At 63.6% G+C, this 18,920-nt stretch carries 14 protein-coding genes and 2 pseudogenes; 13 read left to right on the forward strand and 3 right to left on the reverse strand.

Annotated elements, in window-relative coordinates; all coding sequences use genetic code 11:
- Window positions 1-14: 14 nt before the first annotated feature.
- A complete protein-coding gene (locus SSA02_RS01910; RefSeq protein ID WP_147092640.1) occupies window positions 15-707 on the forward strand; it encodes an amino acid ABC transporter ATP-binding protein in 693 nt (230 codons plus the stop codon).
- Window positions 708-823: 116 nt separating this feature from the next.
- Complete coding sequence (locus SSA02_RS01915) at window positions 824-2,317, forward strand: ABC transporter substrate-binding protein/permease (RefSeq protein ID WP_246103605.1); 1,494 nt, start codon at window positions 824-826, stop codon at window positions 2,315-2,317.
- A 54-nt stretch (window positions 2,318-2,371) separates the two neighbouring features.
- Here the strand turns inward: SSA02_RS01915 and SSA02_RS01920 are convergent, their stop codons facing one another.
- From SSA02_RS01920 to SSA02_RS01930, 3 genes are all read right to left on the reverse strand, one after another.
- Complete coding sequence (locus tag SSA02_RS01920) at window positions 2,372-3,280, reverse strand: hypothetical protein (RefSeq protein WP_147092223.1); 909 nt, start codon at window positions 3,278-3,280, stop codon at window positions 2,372-2,374.
- A 78-nt stretch (window positions 3,281-3,358) separates the two neighbouring features.
- Window positions 3,359-4,627, reverse strand: a complete 1,269-nt coding sequence (locus SSA02_RS01925; RefSeq protein ID WP_147092224.1) for an AAA family ATPase — start codon at window positions 4,625-4,627, stop codon at window positions 3,359-3,361.
- Window positions 4,624-5,175: a hypothetical protein gene (locus SSA02_RS01930; protein WP_147092225.1), complete on the reverse strand. Its 552-nt coding sequence runs from the start codon at window positions 5,173-5,175 to the stop codon at window positions 4,624-4,626. The genes SSA02_RS01925 and SSA02_RS01930 overlap by 4 nt, the downstream gene beginning before the upstream one ends.
- A 443-nt stretch (window positions 5,176-5,618) precedes the next feature.
- On the opposite strand from SSA02_RS01930, the gene rimP reads away from it, so the two are divergent.
- The 11 genes and pseudogenes from rimP (at window position 5,619) to SSA02_RS01980 (ending at window position 18,880) form a co-directional block, all read left to right on the forward strand.
- Window positions 5,619-6,245: a ribosome maturation factor RimP gene (gene rimP / locus SSA02_RS01935; protein ID WP_147092226.1), complete on the forward strand. Its 627-nt coding sequence runs from the start codon at window positions 5,619-5,621 to the stop codon at window positions 6,243-6,245.
- 85 nt (window positions 6,246-6,330) lie between these two features.
- Window positions 6,331-7,884 (forward strand): transcription termination factor NusA, encoded by a 1,554-nt coding sequence (gene nusA, locus SSA02_RS01940; RefSeq protein ID WP_147092227.1) that lies wholly within the window; start codon window positions 6,331-6,333, stop codon window positions 7,882-7,884.
- Window positions 7,856-8,563: an RNA-binding protein gene (locus SSA02_RS01945; protein WP_371859168.1), complete on the forward strand. Its 708-nt coding sequence runs from the start codon at window positions 7,856-7,858 to the stop codon at window positions 8,561-8,563. Before nusA ends, SSA02_RS01945 begins: the two co-directional genes overlap by 29 nt.
- Window positions 8,560-9,091 (forward strand): annotated as a pseudogene (locus tag SSA02_RS13030) (translation initiation factor IF-2 associated domain-containing protein); the annotation flags it as partial. The gene SSA02_RS01945 and the pseudogene SSA02_RS13030, both read left to right, overlap by 4 nt.
- A 116-nt stretch (window positions 9,092-9,207) precedes the next feature.
- Window positions 9,208-11,352, forward strand: a pseudogene (infB, locus tag SSA02_RS01950) (translation initiation factor IF-2); the annotation flags it as partial.
- Complete coding sequence (gene rbfA / locus SSA02_RS01955) at window positions 11,349-11,777, forward strand: 30S ribosome-binding factor RbfA (protein ID WP_147092230.1); 429 nt, start codon at window positions 11,349-11,351, stop codon at window positions 11,775-11,777. The pseudogene infB and the gene rbfA, both read left to right, overlap by 4 nt.
- A gap of 16 nt (window positions 11,778-11,793) precedes the next feature.
- Window positions 11,794-12,747: a tRNA pseudouridine(55) synthase TruB gene (truB, locus tag SSA02_RS01960; protein ID WP_147092231.1), complete on the forward strand. Its 954-nt coding sequence runs from the start codon at window positions 11,794-11,796 to the stop codon at window positions 12,745-12,747.
- Entirely contained in the window at window positions 12,731-13,000 is a 270-nt protein-coding gene (gene rpsO / locus SSA02_RS01965) for a 30S ribosomal protein S15 (protein ID WP_147092232.1), read from the forward strand. Before truB ends, rpsO begins: the two co-directional genes overlap by 17 nt.
- A gap of 247 nt (window positions 13,001-13,247) precedes the next feature.
- On the forward strand, window positions 13,248-15,401 hold the full coding sequence (gene pnp / locus SSA02_RS01970) for a polyribonucleotide nucleotidyltransferase (RefSeq protein WP_147092233.1): 2,154 nt from the start codon (window positions 13,248-13,250) through the stop codon (window positions 15,399-15,401).
- A gap of 60 nt (window positions 15,402-15,461) precedes the next feature.
- Window positions 15,462-16,892 (forward strand): NAD(P)H-dependent flavin oxidoreductase, encoded by a 1,431-nt coding sequence (locus SSA02_RS01975; RefSeq protein WP_147092234.1) that lies wholly within the window; start codon window positions 15,462-15,464, stop codon window positions 16,890-16,892.
- 32 nt (window positions 16,893-16,924) lie between these two features.
- A complete protein-coding gene (locus SSA02_RS01980) occupies window positions 16,925-18,880 on the forward strand; it encodes an FUSC family protein (RefSeq protein ID WP_147092235.1) in 1,956 nt (651 codons plus the stop codon).
- The last annotated feature ends 40 nt before the right edge of the window (window positions 18,881-18,920 follow it).

Below are 18,920 nucleotides of genomic sequence, written 5' to 3' on the forward strand. Positions count from 1 at the left end.
TCGTGCTTCACGACATGTCGCTTCGTGTGAAGCGAGGGGAGCTGATTTCCATCATCGGCCCTTCGGGCTGCGGGAAATCGACCTTTCTCCGCTGTCTCAATTTTCTCGAGATCCCCGATTCCGGATCGATCCGGATGGGAGATGTCGAAATCGACAAGAAGAGCGAACAGGGCTGGAACCGCGCGCAGGAGCGCCGTGCCCACCGGTTGCGCGCCCAGGTCGGAATGGTCTTCCAGTCCTTCAATCTCTTTCCGCATCGCACCGTGCTCGACAACGTCATCATGGCGCCGCGTGCGGTCAAGAAGACCCCTCCGTCACAAAGCGAGCCTCTGGCGCGCAGCCTTCTTGCAAAGGTCGGTCTGGAAGGGCTGGCCGCGCGTTTTCCCGCCACCCTGTCTGGCGGCCAGCAACAGCGCGCAGCCATCGCGCGGGCTCTGGCCATGAAGCCTGCGGTCATGCTCTATGACGAGCCGACCTCGGCGCTCGATCCCGAACTGGCCGAAGAGGTGCTGCAGGTCATGCGTCGTCTCGACGAGGAAGGGATGACGCAGATCGTGGTGACCCATGACATGCGCTTTGCCCGCGCAGCGTCCGATCGGGTGCTCTATGTTGAAGGCGGCCGGATCGTCGAGAGCGGGGCGCCCGAAGCGCTGTTCGCCTCTCCTGCGGATCAGAGAACCCGTCGTTTCCTCAGGACGCTGTTGTGAGGGCGTTCTTCCCCCTCCGGCTGCTTGCGGTGTTGCTCGGCGCGATATCGTGCCTCATCGTTCCTGCCGGTTCGTGGGCCAGCTCGTGGCCCGGCTCATGCCCCGGCTCATGGGTCATATCCCCGGCCCGGGCGGAGTCGCGTCCCGCCTCCGTTTCCCCCTCGCCGGAAAAGGCGCTGAGATGGGCTTCGGACGGCGAGGCCAATGTGCCGTATGTCTTTCACGACCCCGAGGATACGACCCGGCTCGAGGGGTTCGAATACGATATGGTGCAGGAGATCGCCCGTCGGCTGGGGCGTCCCTCCCGTTTCGTCCAGAACGACTGGGACGGCCTGATTCCCGGGCTGCAACGGGGCATGTACGACATGGTCGTGGATGGCATCGAGATGACGCCCGATCATCTGCAGGCGGCCCTCTTCTCGCGCCCTTATTACGTGACGGGCGACCGGATCGTCGTGCGCAGGGATCGTCAGGACCTGAATACCCTCGCCGCCCTGCGCGGGCATGTGGTCGGAACCATCAAGGAGACGCTGGCCGAGCGTCTGCTCCAGCGCGAGACGCATGTCACGGTGCGCTCCTACGAGGAGGAGACCTATGCATTCTCAGACCTGCGGAACGGCAGACTGGATGCGTTGCTGCTGGATGAACCGATTGCGCTCTATTATGCGGGCGTGACGGACGATCTCGTGATCGTGGGCGATCCGGTCGGGCAGACCCGTTACGGCATCGCCTTTCGTCAGGACAACACGGCCTTGCACGATGCAGTGGATCGCGTTCTCGGTGCCATGATGCAGGACGGCACCATGCAGGACATATTGGGGCGCTGGAATCTCTGGACCCCCGCAATGGCGCGGATGACCGGCGATCACACGGAGCGCCATGTCGCACCCGTGCAGTGGCTGCGCTATCAGGACGCCATGCGAAGCCAGACCGGCTGGACGGGAAGGCTCCGTCGCTATGTCGGCTTCCTGCCGATCATCGCGAAGGCGGCGGGGCTGACGCTGGTCGTTTCCGCTCTTGCGATGGTTATCGCGGTTGCCCTCGGCCTCGTTCTGGCCCTGGGGCGCCATTACGGCCCCCGTCTCGTGCGGGATCTGAGCGGGCTCTATATCGAGATCGTGCGCGGCACCCCTTTGCTCATCCAGATTCTCTTCATCTTCTACGGCCTGCCGGGCCTCGGTATCAGGCTCTCGCCATTCTTCGCGGGCGTTCTGGCGCTGGGGCTGAACTATGCGGCCTATGAGGCCGAGAATTACCGCGCAGGGCTTTCATCCGTGCCGCGCGGGCAGATGGAAGCCGCAATCGCGCTGAACATGACCCATGCCCAGGCGGTGCGTCTCGTGATCGTTCCGCAGGCTTTCCGGACCGTATTGCCGGTCATGACCAACGACTTCATCGCCTTGCTGAAGGATTCCTCGCTCGTCAGCGTGATCACGCTGACGGAGCTGACGAAGACCTATATCCGCCTCTCGTCGACCTATTACGATTACATAGGCACGGGCCTTCTGATCGGTGCCGCCTATCTTCTGCTCGGTCTGCCTTTCGTCAGATTCGCGCGCCATGTGGAACGTCGGCTCGGCCAGAGCCTCATGCGCTCGGGACATCACTGAGAAAACGGAAACCGGCCTTGCCCGCGCCAAGGAACGCTTTCCGAAGCCGGATCCCTATGTCGGTGCAGCAGGATCGCGGGCGAGGGTTTCGGGAATGGCAGCGTTCGACGTCTCCCGGGTCATGTCGCGGCGCAGAAGGGGAATCCATTTCTCGAACCACTGATCCGTCTTCTGGACGAACGCCCTCGCTGCCGGCGCCTGGGAGAGGGTCTCCTTGTCCCAGTAGGGCAGGGGCGCGAGAAGCTGCACCGTTCCCGCGTTTGTCGGAGACAGCAGATAGGTGACGGCGGAGGTTCCCTTTTCGCTATCGGTGGCGCCCGAGCTGCGGATCCAGCTCGCCACGATGAAAAGCGACGGCAGGGGAAATCCGAGCGCCGAAAGACGCCTGAAAGCGAGCTGGATCAGCTCGTCGGGCGATATGACCCCGTTGGGACCCATGACGGCATTGGCAACGAAGGCGCATTCGCTTCGGCCGTCAGCGCGATCGGCGAATACATGCGCCGCATAATTCCGGTCGTCGTGACAGCGACCGCTCGCTTCCTGGACGATCTCGACGGGCAGCTGCGCGTCTGCGGTCCTCGCGATCGTCACGCCGGTGACGATCCCGCGATCCGTCCGGACGAGGATGTTGATCAGCATCTGCCCGCCAGGGCCGTACTGTCCTGTGAGGACGGGATGCCAGATCCCGGCGGGGAGCGGGAGCGTATGACCGCCAAAAGCGATCGAGCCCACGATCTGCCGCGTGATATCGGGGGTCATGAGCCTGTCCGTGCCATTATCGGCCTGGCTCTGCGCGGCTCCACTGCCCGGGGTGGAAGGGCCGTCATCCCGGGAAGACGCCGCGTCCTGTCCCGCAGGGGAGGTCGGGCGCTGCATGCCCGGAACATGGCCGAGCCAGGGCGCCTTGCGGAGCATCCAGGGCATGGGAAACATCAGGCTCAGAAGCATAAAGGCGAGAGCCACATAGATCGTGGACCGCCAGAGAGGTGCTCGTCGCCATAAACGGGAGAATGCAGACACGTTTCAGGATCCTGGAGACGATCAGGGGCTCAGACGGGCATTGAGCGAGGTTCTCTCATCGGCAATTTCCGCGCGCGCGCCGTCATCGCCCATGACGAGACGGACGAGCTTTGCATCGTTCTGGCGGGCGAGAATCAGACTCTCGCTGACCATATCCTCGATCGAGCGAACCAGATCGCGTGCGGAGGCTCCCGCGCCGAGTTTCTGTTGACGCTGCATCAACTGGAAGAGCAGATGGGCATCGATTCCCCCTGCCTCGACATTCAGACCGTACCCCTTGATCATCGCCTCGATTTCGAGCGCCGCAACGCGGGCCAGATCCAGATCGCGCAGCTGACGGAAAACGAAGATACGATCGAGACGGTTGAGCACCTCGGGTGCGAACCCCGCCTTGCGCAGCGCTTCCGTCGATTCCGCACGCATACGATCGGGATCGTCGTGGAGACGATCGACGATCTCGGTCAGGGCTTCGGTAGCGATATTCGATGTCAGCATGAAGATCGCGCGCGTCGTGGAGATCTGCGCTCCGGTCGAGGCTTCCGTCACATGCCCGTCATTCCAGGCTGTGAGAAACTTCTTGAAGACGTCCGGATGCGCCTTTTCGATCTCGTCCAGCAACACGATGGCATCGGGTTTTTCCTGCAATCCGCCCGTGAGCTTGCCGAAACTGTCTGAGCCGACATATCCCTTGGGCGATCCGAACAGCATGGTCGCTGCGTGAGGGCTGGACATCTGGGTCATGTCGAAATGCAGGAGCGGCCGCTCCATCTGCCGGGCGATCTGCTTGGCGAGATAGGTCTTCCCGGTTCCCGGGGGGCCAGCGAGAAGAAAGATACCGACCGGTCTGTTTCTGACCGTCAGCGCCAGTCGCCGTCTCAGCTGCTGGGCGATATCCTCGCAAACCTGGTCCTGCCCGACCACCTTGGCACGGAGCCCGGCGGCCAGTTCCTCGGCATTGATTGCGACTTCTTTCTGTTCCTGGGCCAGAAGCTCTTCCAGGGCGACGCGATTTGTCAGGCGGGCGAGAATATCCATAACGAAGCCTTTGCGACGACGAAGTCCCTTTCGGGCCAGTCTTGTGGAGCGGACCTCGTAGAGAAGCCCCGAAACGGTGAGGAGAGCTGAGACGCCTGCGATCGGAAGATAGGCATCGCGTGCCCAGGACAAGAAGCGGATCAGCATCCCGCCCGAAAGGTGAAGGGAAACGGCTGCCTGAATGCTCGCCAGAATCAGGAATATGACCATCATCAACGGCATGAGACGGTTCAGCGCGGGCAGAAGGGCTTTCATTGTACGATGACGTCCAGAACGAGCTGCTGGTCGAGGCTGGTGAAACGCGGGAGAAGCTGCGGGCCGAGCGCCGTGAGTATTCCGGTTTCGAGCCCGCCGACAGGCGGGGGCGTTGTCGGATTGATCATGACCTCACCTGCCAGATAGATCGGAAGGACGACGGACTGGAGCGTCGGTCTGAGCAGCAGGGATTGCCGCATCCCGCCCGAGGTGATGGTGACGGACTGCCCGACCGGGCCTGCGATCTGCGCGATCGGCATCCGGACGAGACGCATGCGCCGGTTTTTGACGGCTGCCAGGATATCGGTCTTTTGCTGGCTGCTGAATCCCGTCGTTGCCAGAGCTGCCTTCACCTGACTGGTCGGAACGAGCGCGAGCTGTGCGCCCAGATGTGTCGCATCCGGACGGAGTCCCGGGGCCGGGTCTGGCTGGCCTGCCCCGACGATGCCCGGTCGGGGCGCGGGGGGCGAAGATGACGATGTCTTCCACAGGATACCTCCGGAACACGCGACGATGACGGCCGCCGCCAGCACGAGTCTGGGGGTCATGGAGGTGCGCGCGGAGCCGGCGTGACGAGACGTCGTGCCCGATCCATCTGAGAGCGGCTTGAGTTGGGGTTCGGGAACATCGTTCATCGCACGGGACTGTGACAGGATAACGCGGGACTCGGCAAGCGCCGCTATCTTTCCGCTGTGTAATCAACCTTTGCCAAAGTAACCGGGGCCAAAGTAACCGGGGCCACAGTAACCGGGGGCCAGCAACCGGGGATACGAAGGATGGCAGACGAAGGCGAGGGACGCGACGTCCCCGGGCCGGCCCCTCCCGATGTCCTGCATCGGGCGCGTGCGCCCGGATCCTGCATCAGGCGCGTGCATCCGCATCGTGCATTCGGGCAACTCTTGCATCGGGTGGGACATTGGCTTAAACAGCGCGTATTCCATTCATCTTTCGTCTTATCGGGGGGTGGCCTTGACGGGCCGCCTTTTTTGTCTTGGCCAATGAAATTCCCAGTCTGAACGGTCTCGAGGCGCGTATCGCGCAGCAGATCGAGCCGACCCTGACCGATCTCGGTTACGAGCTCGTGCGCCTGAGCGTTCTGGGTCGCGAGACGCCGACCATCCAGATTATGGCGGATCGCGCCGACGGTTCCCTGATCGGAATCGAGGATTGCGAGCAGATCAGCCACGCTGTGGGCGCCGTGCTCGATGTGGACGACCCGATTCCCGGCGCATGGACGCTCGAGGTGTCGTCTGCCGGTATCGATCGCCCCCTGACGCGACTGAAGGACTGGGAGCGTTTTTCGGGCCATCTCGTCAAGGCAGAGCTCGACCTCCCGCTGAACGGCCGCAAGCGGTTTTCCGGCATCATCACCGGTACGCGTGACGGCAATGCCGTTATCCGTCTCGACGAGGGGGAAGAAGCCGTCCTCCCGATCGGGGCCATCCGCAAGGCGCGCCTCGTCCTGACCGACGCTCTCATCGACGCCAGTGCCGCCATGATGGGCATTGCATCGGATGAGGAAGGGAGTGAAGAAGAAGAGGTGTCGCGTCGCAAGACGCCGAAGCTGAATCCCTCCAAGCCGGGCAAGGGGTCCAAGCCCGGTCGGAAAGCGCACTGAGCCCGAGGGCGCACGCGCGTTATCCGGACCGTTCCGTTTCTGCTGGTGGCGCCGGAAGGCGCACCGTATTTGAGGATTTCGTCTGATGGACACCTCCGTTACCCGTCCTGAGCTGCTTCTGGTTGCAGACGCGGTCTCGCGTGAAAAGAATATCGATCGTGAAGAAGTGCTCGAGGCGATGGAGCAGGCCATCCAGAAGGCCGGCCGCGCCAAATACGGGCACGAGAAGGATATCCGCGCGACGATCGATCGCCGCTCCGGCGAGGTGCGCCTGTCACGCTGGACCGAGGTGGTCGAGGTCGTGGAGAACGAGGATACCCAGATCCCGCTTGCGATCGCCCTGAAGTTCCAGCCGGAAATCAAGCTCGGCGAGCATCTGGTCGATCCGCTGCCGCCTATCGATTTCGGTCGTATCGCCGCCCAGACCGCCAAGCAGGTCATCGTGCAGCGCGTGCGGGAATACGAGCGCAAGAAGCAGTACAACGAGTTCAAGGACCGCGTGGGCGAGATCGTTAACGGCACGGTCAAGCGCACCGAATACGGCAACCTCATGGTCGAGATCGGTCATACGGAAGCACTGCTCCGTCGTGACGAGCTGATCCCCCGCGAGTCGTTCCGCAATTCCGATCGCGTGCGCGCCTATATCTATGACGTGCGCGACGAGACACGTGGGCCGCAGATCTTCCTGAGTCGTACGCATCCGGCCTTTCTGGCCAAGCTGTTCGCGCAGGAAGTGCCCGAAATCTACGATGGAATCATCGAGATCAAGGCTGTGGCGCGCGATCCCGGCTCGCGTGCCAAGATGGCGGTCGTCTCCAAGGATGCGTCCATCGATCCGGTCGGTGCCTGCGTCGGTATGCGCGGCTCGCGCGTGCAGGCGGTCGTGGCGGAGCTCCAGGGCGAGAAGATCGACATCATTCCGTGGAGCCCGCAGGCCGCGACCTTCGTCGTGAACGCCCTTGCTCCTGCCGAAGTGACCAAGGTGGTCATGGATGAGGAAGCCGGTCGCGTGGAAGTGGTCGTGCCGAACGAGCAGCTTTCGCTCGCCATCGGTCGTCGCGGTCAGAACGTGCGTCTGGCCAGCCAGCTCACGCGCTGGGATATCGACATCCTGACCGAAGCCGAGGAATCGGAGCGCCGTCAGGAAGAGTTCCGCAAGCGTACCCAGCTCTTCGTCGATGCGCTCGATGTCGATGACGTGATCGCGGGGCTGCTCGTCACCGAGGGGTTCCACACCATCGAGGAACTGGCTTATGCCGACCCCGACGAGCTGCACGCCATCGAGGGATTCGACGAGAGCGTCGCGGAAGAGCTGATGCGTCGGGCCGAGGAGTTCCTCATGCAGAAGGAACAGGAGCTGGACGACAAGCGTCGTGGCCTCGGCGTCGAGGATTCGATCGCCGAACTCGGGGTGTTTTCGAATACCATGCTGGTCACGCTGGGCGAGAAAGGCGTCAGGACGCTCGACGATCTTGCCGATCTTGCCGGTGACGAGCTTGTCGAAATGCTCGGCAGTGACAATATAGACGAGGATGCTGCCAACGAGATCATCATGGCAGCCCGTGCACACTGGTTCGACGGTGAGCAGGCCGAAGAGGCCCCTGCTGCTTCTGCGGAAGGGGAGGCTTCCGACGTCTGATTTTCACGAAACCGGTGCTGAAGAGGGGGATCGTTTCGACGATCTTCCCGATGGGGCTGAAGAAGGGAACGATACGCAGCGTCGCTGCATCGTGACCCGCCAGACCGGAAATCCGGACGTCATGCTGCGTTTCGTGATCGCTCCCGATGGAACGGTCACCCCGGATCTGGCTGCACGTCTGCCCGGACGGGGAATCTGGTTGAGCGCACGGCGGGATGTGCTAGATACCGCCCGGACGCGTCACCTGTTCTCGAGAGCAGCGCGTCAGCCGGTGAAGGTGCCCGAGGATATTGCGCAAGCAGTGGTTTCGGGCCTAGAAGCGCGGCTTGTGCAGGGACTGGGTCTTGCGCGCCGTGCCGGGCAGGCTCTCTGTGGGTTTGTTAAGTGTCGTGAATGGATCGCTGCCGGCAAGGCGGGTATCGTGATCCAGGGATCGGGCGGAAGCCCGGATGAGTTGCGGCGTCTGATATCGGGGAACGGCAATCTTCCGGTACTGACGTTACCAGCCCGGGTGCTCGCGACGGCATTCGGGCGGGAACATGCGGTCTATGCTGTGGTGGCGCGTGGTGCGCTGGCACAGCGTCTGATGGCTGAGCATGAACGATTTTCGGGGCTGACCGATGGGTTGGTTCCAGAGCCGCGCGATGAGCGGCTCGGACGGGAACAGGCAGGTATATGAGCGAAGGCAACGAACGGGACCAGGGCACTCAGGCTCAGGGCGGCCAGACAGAAGGCCATAATGTCCAGAATCAGGGCGCCCAGGCTCAGGGTGACCAGGGTAAGGGACGTCTGTCCCTGCGTCCGGGCGGGCGCATGGAACTCGGACGAACGGTGGACGCGGGATCGGTGCGTCAGAGCTTCAGCCATGGGCGCTCCAAGGTCGTCCAGGTCGAGGTGCGCAAGAAGCGCGAGACGAACGAGCGCAAGGACGGTCGCGGCCCGGCCGGTGGCGGCCGGGGTGGCCGTGCCGGTGCCGGTCGCGCCCTGACTCCTGCGGAGCTCGCGATCCGTCAGCGTGTTCTCGAGGAGCAGCGCAAGGAAGCCGCGCGGGAAGCCGCGCGTCTCGAGGAAGAGAAGATCCGTATTCTCTCGGCTGCCGAAGAGGCCAAGCGCGAGGAAGAAGCGCGCGCCGAGGCTGCGGCCCGTGAAGCGGAGGCCGCCCGCGAGGCAGCCGAGCATGAAAAGGCCATGGCCGCCGCTGCCGAGGACAAGGTCAAGCAGGAGGCGCTCGAAGCGCAGCGCCAGGCGCGTGCCGCCGAGCGCGAGCGCGAAGAGGCGGCCCGTCGTGCGCCGCTCGAAGCTGCCGAATCCGCACGCCGGACCGGTGGCGTCCAGCTCGCGGCCCCGATGGAACGGCTGCGCCCGCTTGCCGAGCGTGCCGTCATGGCACCCCGTCCTGCGACGCCCAAGCCCGCGGCGGCTTCGGCACCGGCCGGTGCCCGCAATGAAACCCTGCACCTCCGTCGCGGCAGCGAAGGCGAGGATGACCGTCGTGCGTCGCCGCGTCGTGCTCCCGCGGCCCCGCCGCGCCGTGGCGCGCCCGCCGTGCCGAAGAAGAGCGGCGAATCGCGCCGCTCGGGTCGGATCGACGTGCGTGCCGCGATCGAGGGTGACGATGACAAGACGCGTTCGCTCGCCTCGGTACGCCGTCAGCGCGACCGCGAGCGTCGTCAGGCGGAACTCGAGCGCCTGCGTGCCGATCAGGTGCGCGTGGTGCGTGACGTGATCCTGCCTGAATCCATCACGGTCGCCGAGCTCGCCAACCGTATGGCTGCGCGCCAGGCGGAAGTGGTCAAGGCGCTCATGAAGATGGGCGTGATGGCCGCAGCCACGCAGCTGATCGATGCCGATACAGCCGAGCTGGTGATCAGCGAATTCGGACACCGGGTCCGCCGCGTTGCTGAGAGCGATGTCGAACTCGGAATCGAGGGCGTCGACGACCGCGCCGAGGATCTCGTGACGCGTGCGCCGGTCGTGACCGTCATGGGTCACGTCGATCACGGCAAGACGTCGCTGCTCGATGCGCTGCGCACCACCGATGTGGCGGCAGGCGAGGCGGGTGGCATCACCCAGCATATCGGTGCCTATCAGGTAACGGTGCCCAGCGGTGCGAAGATCACCTTCGTCGACACGCCGGGCCATGAAGCCTTTACCTCGATGCGTGCCCGTGGCGCGTCCGTGACCGATGTGGTCGTGCTCGTGGTGGCCGCCGATGATGGTGTGATGCCGCAGACGATCGAGGCCATCAAGCACGCCAAGGCAGCCGATGCCCCGATCATCGTGGCGATCAACAAGATCGACAAGCCGGGAGCCAATCCCGACCGCGTGCGTCAGGCGCTTCTCAGCCATGAGATCGTGGTCGAGGCGCTCGGCGGCGACGTACAGGATGTCGAGGTCTCCGCGCTGAAACGCACGGGTCTGGACAAGCTGGAAGAGGCCATCCTGCTCCAGGCGGAAGTGCTCGACCTGAAGGCGAATCCGCATCGTGTCGCCGAAGGCTCGGTCATCGAGAGCCGTCTCGATCGTGGTCGCGGTCCCGTGGCGACGGTGCTGGTCCAGAAGGGTACGCTCAACCGGTCCGATATCGTTGTGGCCGGTGCCGAATGGGGCCGCGTGCGTGCCATGCTCGACGACAAGGGGCGTCAGCTCAAGGAAGCCGGTCCGTCCATGCCGGTCGAGCTTCTGGGCATCACGGGCGTTCCCGGTGCAGGCGAGCCTTTCGTCGTTGTCGAGAACGAGAACCGTGCCCGCGAGATCTGCGAGTTCCGTCAGCGCAAGCTGCGCGAGAAGGCCGCTGCCGGTCGTGCCGCGGCGCGCGGCACGCTCGACCAGATGCTGGCCCGGATCCAGGCAGGCGAGCAGAAGGAAGTGGCGCTTCTCATCAAGGCCGACGTCCAGGGCTCTGCCGAGGCCATCCAGGCCTCGGTACTCAAGCTCGAGCATGAGGAAGTGCGCATCCGCGTGCTCAATGCCTCTGTCGGTCAGATCACGGAAAGCGACATCCAGCTCGCCAAGGCCTCCAACGCCATCATCGTCGCGTTCAATGTCCGCGCCACGTCGCAGGCCCGGGAAATGGCGCAGCGCGAGGATGTGGATATCCGCTACTACTCGATCATCTATCAGGTGACCGACGATGTGGAGCAGCTGGTCAAGGGCAAGATCGCGCCCAAGCATCGCGAGAAGTTCCTCGGTTACGCCGAGATCCGTCAGGTCTTCAACATCACGAAGGTCGGCAAGGTCGCCGGGTGTTACGTCGCCGAGGGCGTGGTCAAGCGCGGTTGCGGCGTGCGTCTGCTGCGTGACAACGTGGTCATCCATGAGGGCGAGCTGAGCCAGCTCAAGCGCTTCAAGGACGACGTCAAGGAAGTGGCGCGCAATTACGAGTGCGGTCTTTCCTTCGAGGGTTACAACGACCTTCGTGAGGGCGACATGGTCGAGTGCTACGAAATGGAAGTCATCCCTGCATGAGGGGAGGGCGGTCCAAACTCGCCGGGGGCGCTGCCGGACAGGATGCGGCAGGTCCCTCGCAGCGTCAGCTGAGAATGTCGGAAGAAGTGCGGCGGGTCCTCTCGGACCTGTTCGCGCGCACCGAGTTTCGCGATCCGGAGCTGGCGGGCGTTCACGTCACTGTTACCGAGGTCCGGATTTCTCCGGATTTCCGCCACGCGACGGCGTTCGTCTGCCGTCTCGGCCGGAGCGACATCGAGGAAATCCTCCCCGCTCTCAAGCGGGTTGCACCTTTCCTGAGAACAGGTCTTTCCAAGACCCTGCGCTCGCGCATCGTGCCGGAGATCCATTTCCAGCCCGATACGGCGCTCGAACACGCCATGGACATGGATGCGCTCCTGCGCAGTCCCGAGGTCCTGCGCGATCTCGACAACAAAGACGACTGAACGGAGCGACCCGTCTATGGGACGCAGGAAAGGGCAGGATGTCGATGGCTGGCTCGTCATCGACAAGGATCTGCATATCGGCTCCACCGATGTGGTGAACCGGACGCGCCGTCTTTTCGATGCACGCAAGGCCGGGCATGGCGGGACGCTGGACCCTCTGGCGACCGGCATCCTGCCCGTCGCGTTCGGGCAGGCCACCAAGACGATCCCCTACATCATGGATGCGACGAAACGCTATCGTTTCACGCTTTGCCTCGGAGAATCGCGTACAACAGACGATCGCGAGGGCGAGGTGCTGGCGAGATCCGGCATTCGGCCGGAAGACGAGGTGCTGCGCGCGTGTCTTCCCGCCTTGACCGGCCATATCATGCAGGTGCCCCCCGTCTATTCGGCGCTCAAGGTCGATGGGGAGCGCGCCTATGATCTTGCCCGGGCCGGGCGTCCTCCGGATCTGCCGCCGCGACCGGCACGCATAGACAGCATAACCCTCGTGGAAAGACCGGATCGCGATCATGCCGTCTTCGAGGTGCAGTCGGGCAAGGGCGTCTATATGCGCAGCCTTGCCCGCGATATCGCACTGGCCTGCGGCACCGTGGGGCATATCTCCGTTCTACGTCGGACCAAATGCGGCCCGTTCGACGAGCGCCATGCGATTACACTGGACAAGCTGGCGCAAAATGACGACAAGGCCGATGCACTTTTGGCGCTTTTGCGACCGGTCCCGACCGCGCTGGCCGACATCCCGGCTCTGGCCGTGACCGAAGCAGAAGCACAGGCCCTTCGCTGGGGGCAGAGCCCGCCTCTACCTGTCAGCGATGGCCTGATGCCGACGATGGAGGATGGAACCATCTTCCAGGCCCGCGAGGGGGAGTGTCTTGTCGGCTTGTGCCGCGTCCAGGAGGGCCGGATGAAGCCGATACGGATATTCGAGTCGTTGAGATACGGAGACAGAGATGTCGATTACAGCTGAACGCCGCACGGCGCTGATCGAAGAATACAAGACCACCCCGAACGACACGGGTTCGCCCGAGGTGCAGGTTGCCCTGCTCAGCGAGCGCATCGTCAATCTGACGGGCCATCTGCAGACGCACAAGAAGGACTTCCACTCCCGTCGTGGTCTCCTGATGCTCGTCGGCCAGCGTCGTGGTCTGCTTGACTACCTCAAGCGCAAGGATCAGGGTCGTTACCAGACCCTCATCGAGCGTCTCGGCCTGCGTCGCTGATATGCTCGGGCGGAGGTGTCTTCCTCCGCCACCCCTTGCCGCCAGCCCGGCGGCAGGGACACAGGCTGCGTCACTGAACGTAGAAGCTGGAGACAGAACCGGTCTTCGGCGTTTCAGGCCACATGGTGACATGCCGGTCCGATCCCGGTCTTTCTTGCCATGCCGTCCGAAACGCTGCCAGCCAGTCAGGGCCAGTTCCCTCCCTTCTCGCTTCCCTGTGACAAAGCCCTCTGATCAGGACTGAATTATGTTCAATTACTTCCGCAAGGAAATCGAATGGGCGGGACGTCCGCTCGTTCTCGAAACCGGTAAGATCGCCCGTCAGGCCGATGGTGCCGTGGTCGTGACCTATGGCGATACCGTCGTGCTCTGTACGGCCGTCGGCGCCAAGACGGTCAAGCCCGGGCAGGATTTCTTCCCGCTCACGGTCAACTACCAGGAGAAGTCCTACGCTGCGGGGCGCATCCCGGGTGGCTTCTTCAAGCGTGAGGGGCGTCCGTCCGAGTCCGAAACCCTCATCGCCCGCCTCATCGATCGTCCGATCCGTCCGCTCTTCCCGGATAATTTCCGCAACGAAGTGCAGATCACCGCGACCGTGCTCAGCCATGACATGGAGAACGATCCGGCGCTCGTCGCACTGATCGGGTGTTCGGCTGCGCTGACGCTTTCCGGCATTCCGTTCTACGGCCCGGTCGGTGTGGCGCGCGTCGGGCGGATCGATGGCGAACTCGTCGTCAATCCGACCATCGCGCAGATGAAGGAGAGCGCGCTCGATCTCGTGGTCGCAGGCACCAGCGAAGGCGTCCTGATGGTCGAGTCCGAGGCGTCCGAGCTTTCCGAGGATGTGATGCTCGAGGCCGTGACCGCCGGTCATGACTCGTTCCAGCCGGTGATCGATGCGATCATCGATCTTGCCGAACATGCCGCAAAGCAGCCCTGGGATCTCGAAGGGCCGACCAAGGAGCAGATCGCCCTGCGCAAGCGGGTCGAGAAGATCGGCACCAAGCTGATGGCCGACGCCTACAAGGAAAAGGCCAAGCAGGCGCGTTACGAGAAGATCGCGAGCGCCAAGGCCCGCATCGTGGAGGGACTCGAGGAAGAAGGGCTCGATGTCGAGCTGGCCAAGCCGATGCTCAAGGAGCTCGAGGCCCAGGTCGTGCGCGGTGCCATTCTCAAGACCGGACTCCGTATCGACGGTCGCGACACGAAGACGGTCCGCCCGATCGTCTCCGAGGTCGGTATCCTGCCCCGCGCTCACGGTTCGGCGCTTTTCACGCGCGGTGAAACCCAGGCGCTGGTCGTCGCCACCCTCGGCACGACGCAGGACGAACAGATCATCGACGCGCTCGAAGGCGAGTATCGCTCGAACTTCATGCTGCATTACAACTTCCCGCCTTACTCGGTCGGCGAGTGCGGTCGTATGGGCAGCCCGGGCCGTCGCGAGATCGGTCATGGCAAGCTGGCTTGGCGCGCCATCCACCCGCTCCTCCCGGGCAAGGACCGTTTCCCGTACACGGTGCGCATCGTGTCCGAGATTACCGAGAGCAATGGCTCGTCCTCCATGGCCACGGTCTGCGGTTCGTCTCTCGCGCTGATGGATGCCGGTGTTCCGCTGCCGCGTCCGGTTGCCGGTATCGCCATGGGGCTGATCAAGGAAGATCGCGGCTACGCCGTGTTGTCGGATATTCTCGGTGACGAGGATCATCTCGGCGACATGGATTTCAAGGTGGCCGGAACCGAGGCGGGCATCACGGCCCTCCAGATGGACATCAAGATCACCTCGATCACCCCGGAAATCATGAAGGTTGCGCTCGAGCAGGCGCGTGACGGTCGTATCCACATTCTCGGCGAGATGGCGAAAGCGATCGACGAGGGGCGTGAAGGCGTGTCGCGCAATGCGCCGAAAATCACGACCATGACCATCGCGAAGGAAAAGATCCGCGACGTGATCGGGCAGGGCGGCAAGGTCATTCGCGAGATCGTCGAGGTCTCGGGCGCCAAGGTCGATATCAATGATGAGGGTGTGATCACGATCGCGGCCTCGAATGACGAGCAGGCCCAGAAGGCCATCTCGCGCATCGAGGGGATCGTGGCCGAGCCGGAGATCGGTCGCATCTATGACGGCAAGGTCGTCAAGACCGCCGATTTCGGCGCGTTCGTGAACTTCCTCGGCCCGCGCGACGGCCTCGTTCATATCTCCGAGCTGACGGACGGGCGCGTCGCCAAGACGACCGATGTCGTCAAGCAGGGAGATGCCGTGAAGGTCAAGGTCGTGGGCTTCGACGATCGCGGCAAGGTCAAGCTGTCGATGCGGGTTGTCGATCAGGAGACCGGTGCCGATATCTCGGAGAGCGTCGGCGCCAAGCCGTCTCGTCCGTCCAGACAGCGCGACGCTGACTGATCTCCCGTTTCAGGAAGGAGGCCTGCCGAGGCTTTCCTTCCTTGGAGTACAACACAGATTATGATGTCGATTGATACCGTCCGTATGGCTGGCCGGGATGTGCTTCCCCTCGTTGAGGGCGGGAAAGGCGTTTCGGTCTCGACTGGTATTTCCGCTGGCCACTGGGCCGAAGCAGGCGGGGTGGGGACGGTATCGGCCGTCAACGCCGATAGTTATGACGAGAACGGTCACCGCATTCCGCAAACCTATCTCGGACGCACGCGCCGGGAGCGGCATGAAGAGCTGATTCGCTACGCCATCGAGGGCGGTATCACCCAGGTCAGGATCGCGCGTGAGATCGCGGGATCCAGCGGCATGATCAACGCCAATCTTCTCTGGGAGATGGGCGGTGCCGAGCGCGTCATCGAGGGGATCCTCGAAGGGGCACCGGGGCTGATCGACGGACTGACCTGCGGTGCCGGGATGCCTTACCGCCTCTCGGAAATCGCAGCGCGTCACAAGGTTCACTATTACCCGATCGTTTCCTCGGCCCGTGCCTTCAACGCGTTGTGGAAGCGCTCGTACAGCAAGACGGCCGAGCTTCTCGGAGCCGTGGTCTATGAGGACCCCTGGCGTGCCGGCGGGCATAACGGATTGTCGAACACCGAGAATCCTCTCTCGCCGGAAGATCCGTATCCCCGCGTCGCGGCATTGCGACGGTCCATGAACCAGTTCGGTCTGGGTAGCGTTCCGATCATCATGGCGGGGGGCGTATGGTGGCTGGAGGAGTGGTCACACTGGTTCAACAATCCTGAAATCGGCCCCATCGTCTTCCAGTTCGGCACGCGACCGCTGCTCACCCGCGAGAGTCCCATCCCCGCTGCCTGGAAGCGCCGCCTGCGCCGCCTGAAGGAGGGAGACGTCTATCTCAACCGTTTCTCGCCCACGGGTTTCTATTCCTCGGCAGTCAATAACAGCTTCCTCCGCACGCTTCGGGCCCGTTCCGAGCGGCAGGTCGCCTATAGCAGCGAGCCCATCGGCGAGCATGACACGCCGCACGGGATCGGCGCCCGCAAGCGCGAAGTGTTCATGACCGCGGCCGATCGGGCTCATGTGCTCGGCTGGGAGGCGGCAGGCTACACGGAAGCGATGCGCACGCCTGATTCGACCCTGGTGTTCGTCACGCCGGAGGAGAGCCGGACCATCGTGGCCGATCAGGTCGCCTGCATGGGCTGTCTCTCGGAATGCCGCTTCTCGAACTGGAGTCAGCGCGGTCCCGGATACACCAACGGTGCGAAGGCCGATCCCCGATCCTTCTGTATCCAGAAAAGTCTTCAGGACATCGCGCATGCGGATGATCTGTCGGGCGAGGCCGAGGCCGATGCGCTTGTCGATCATAACCTGATGTTCGGCGGCACCAATGCATGGCGTTTCGCTACCGATCCGTTCTATGCTGACGGTTTCACACCGTCGGTCAAACAGCTGGTCGAGCGGATCATGACGGGGCGTTGAACCCCGCTTCATTGCAGGAAGAGGTGGCGTGCATGGTGAAGGGTCGATCCCGTCAATCGTTCATGCCGTTTCTCTCCGCCTTCCTGTCTCTCTCCTCCAACCGCTTCGCCCGCTTTGCCATCACGCTCACTCCGGAGCAGCTCAGCCTGCGTGAAGGGGTACGCGCCGGTGTCATCACGGCGCTCGCTCTGCTCCCCTCTCTGCTTTTCGATGCGCCGCTCTATGCATGGAGCGCCTTCTCCTGTTTCTGGGCCTGTCTGATCGATCCGGGCGGTCCGCAGCGCGAGAGATTCGAGGTGCTGGGTGGATTCACCCTCGCGGGGAGCCTCGTCGTGGCCCTCGCCTCCTGGGGGGCGTCTTTCGGTCCGGTTCTGATCCTTCCGATCGTCGCGCTGATCGGTCTGGGATGCGGCATCTCACGGATTTTCTCTCCGGCCATCATGCAGCTCTGGGTGCTGGTGGGCTGCGCCGGACTGGCGGCGACCGGCTTTCCGTCGCAGCCCGCCGGAGCGCTCGCGATTGCGGGGCTTTTCTTCGGTGGCGGGGCACTTGCCTCGCTTTTCTGTCTGGTGCTCTGGCGGCAGCATCCATACGCACCGGCCCGCCGAAGTCTGGGTGCCGTTTTCTTCGTTCTCGGCCTCATGGCGCGTGAACTCGCGGCGGGTCGCCTTCGTGAAACGGTTCACCGCCAGAGCGTCCGCAATGCGATCGAGCGCGCACGTGCCCTGATTCGCGCGCTCGACGCGCGCCACGGCAATCAGCGCGTGCGTATGCGCATGGAAGCAGCCCTGTCGACGGCGGAGCGCCTCTTCACGGCTCTGCTCGCTCTCGAACATCTTGCCGAGGCGGGGCGTCTTGTGCATGAGGCGCGCGTACCGATACGCGCCATGGCGACGATCTGCCATGAGACGATGCGGCAGCTCGGGCGCTACGAGCCCGATTTCAGCGTCTTGCGGGAGCTGGTTCGCAGCTTCGGCCGTCAGATACATGGCGACAACCTCGTCCAGACCATGCCTTTCGTTGCAAGCGTCACCAGTCTCGAGGCGATGATCGGAGCCTTTTCCCGCCGCTCCGGATCAGAGGCCGGGCGGAAAGGAATCGTCTGGCGGCGTCCGGGGGCGGGACAGTGGCTCTACGCGGCACGGCTTTCCGTGGCCCTGTGTCTTACCGAGCTCGTCTGCCTCTATGGCGGACAGGGTTTTTCCTACTGGGCACTGATCGCAGCGCTGCTCGTCATGCAGCCTGCCGGCCATGTCACCCTCATTCGCAGTGTGGAGCGGGTCACGGGCAGTCTTGGCGGAAGCCTGCTGGCGGCCTGTTTCGCGATCCTCCTGCCGGGAAAAGCCGCTCTTCTGGTCGTCGCCGTCTTTCTCTCGCTCGCGGCCATTGCGGTCAGGGCCGTCAATTACACCCTGCTCGTGTTCTTTCTGACCGGCCTCATCGTGGTGATCGCCGAAGCCGTGATGCCCGGCGAGGGAATCGTCTGGACGCGCGTTCTCGACAACACGATCGGCAGCCTCGTCGCCCTGCTTTGCGTGTCGTTCCCACGGCCCGGACGTGAGCTGGGCGAGCGCGACACCGCCCTGCGCCGCGCGCTCGTCGCCAATTACCGTTACGCTGCGCTGGTGCTTTCGGGAGATTGCGATCCGACGCAGACGGATCGCTTGCAGCGCGAGGCGGGCATAGCGACGATTGCGGCAGAATTCTCCCAGAACGGTCTTCCCCTGTTCGGCGGTCTGGCGGCACAATTGCGGGAGTCGAAAGCCCAGTCGGGAGTCGCCCTGCTGAAATCCCTCCGCTGTCTGAGTGGAGAGATGACGCTCTACCGGTTCGACATGCTGGATGGCCTGCGTGCACCCGCGCCCGCGGCAGCTCGGGAAATGGCATTATACGCAACCCGGCTCGAAGCCGGAGCACCGCTTCCGGACTCCATCGTCATTCCGGGCGATGAGGTAACAGCGCTTCAGGGTCAGGCCCCCGCGAACTGAACGAGGCATTCCGCTTCTGCGTAGCGTGACAACCCGCAGC

The organism is Swaminathania salitolerans (assembly GCF_007988945.1).
Taxonomy (GTDB): Bacteria; Pseudomonadota; Alphaproteobacteria; order Acetobacterales; family Acetobacteraceae; genus Swaminathania; species Swaminathania salitolerans.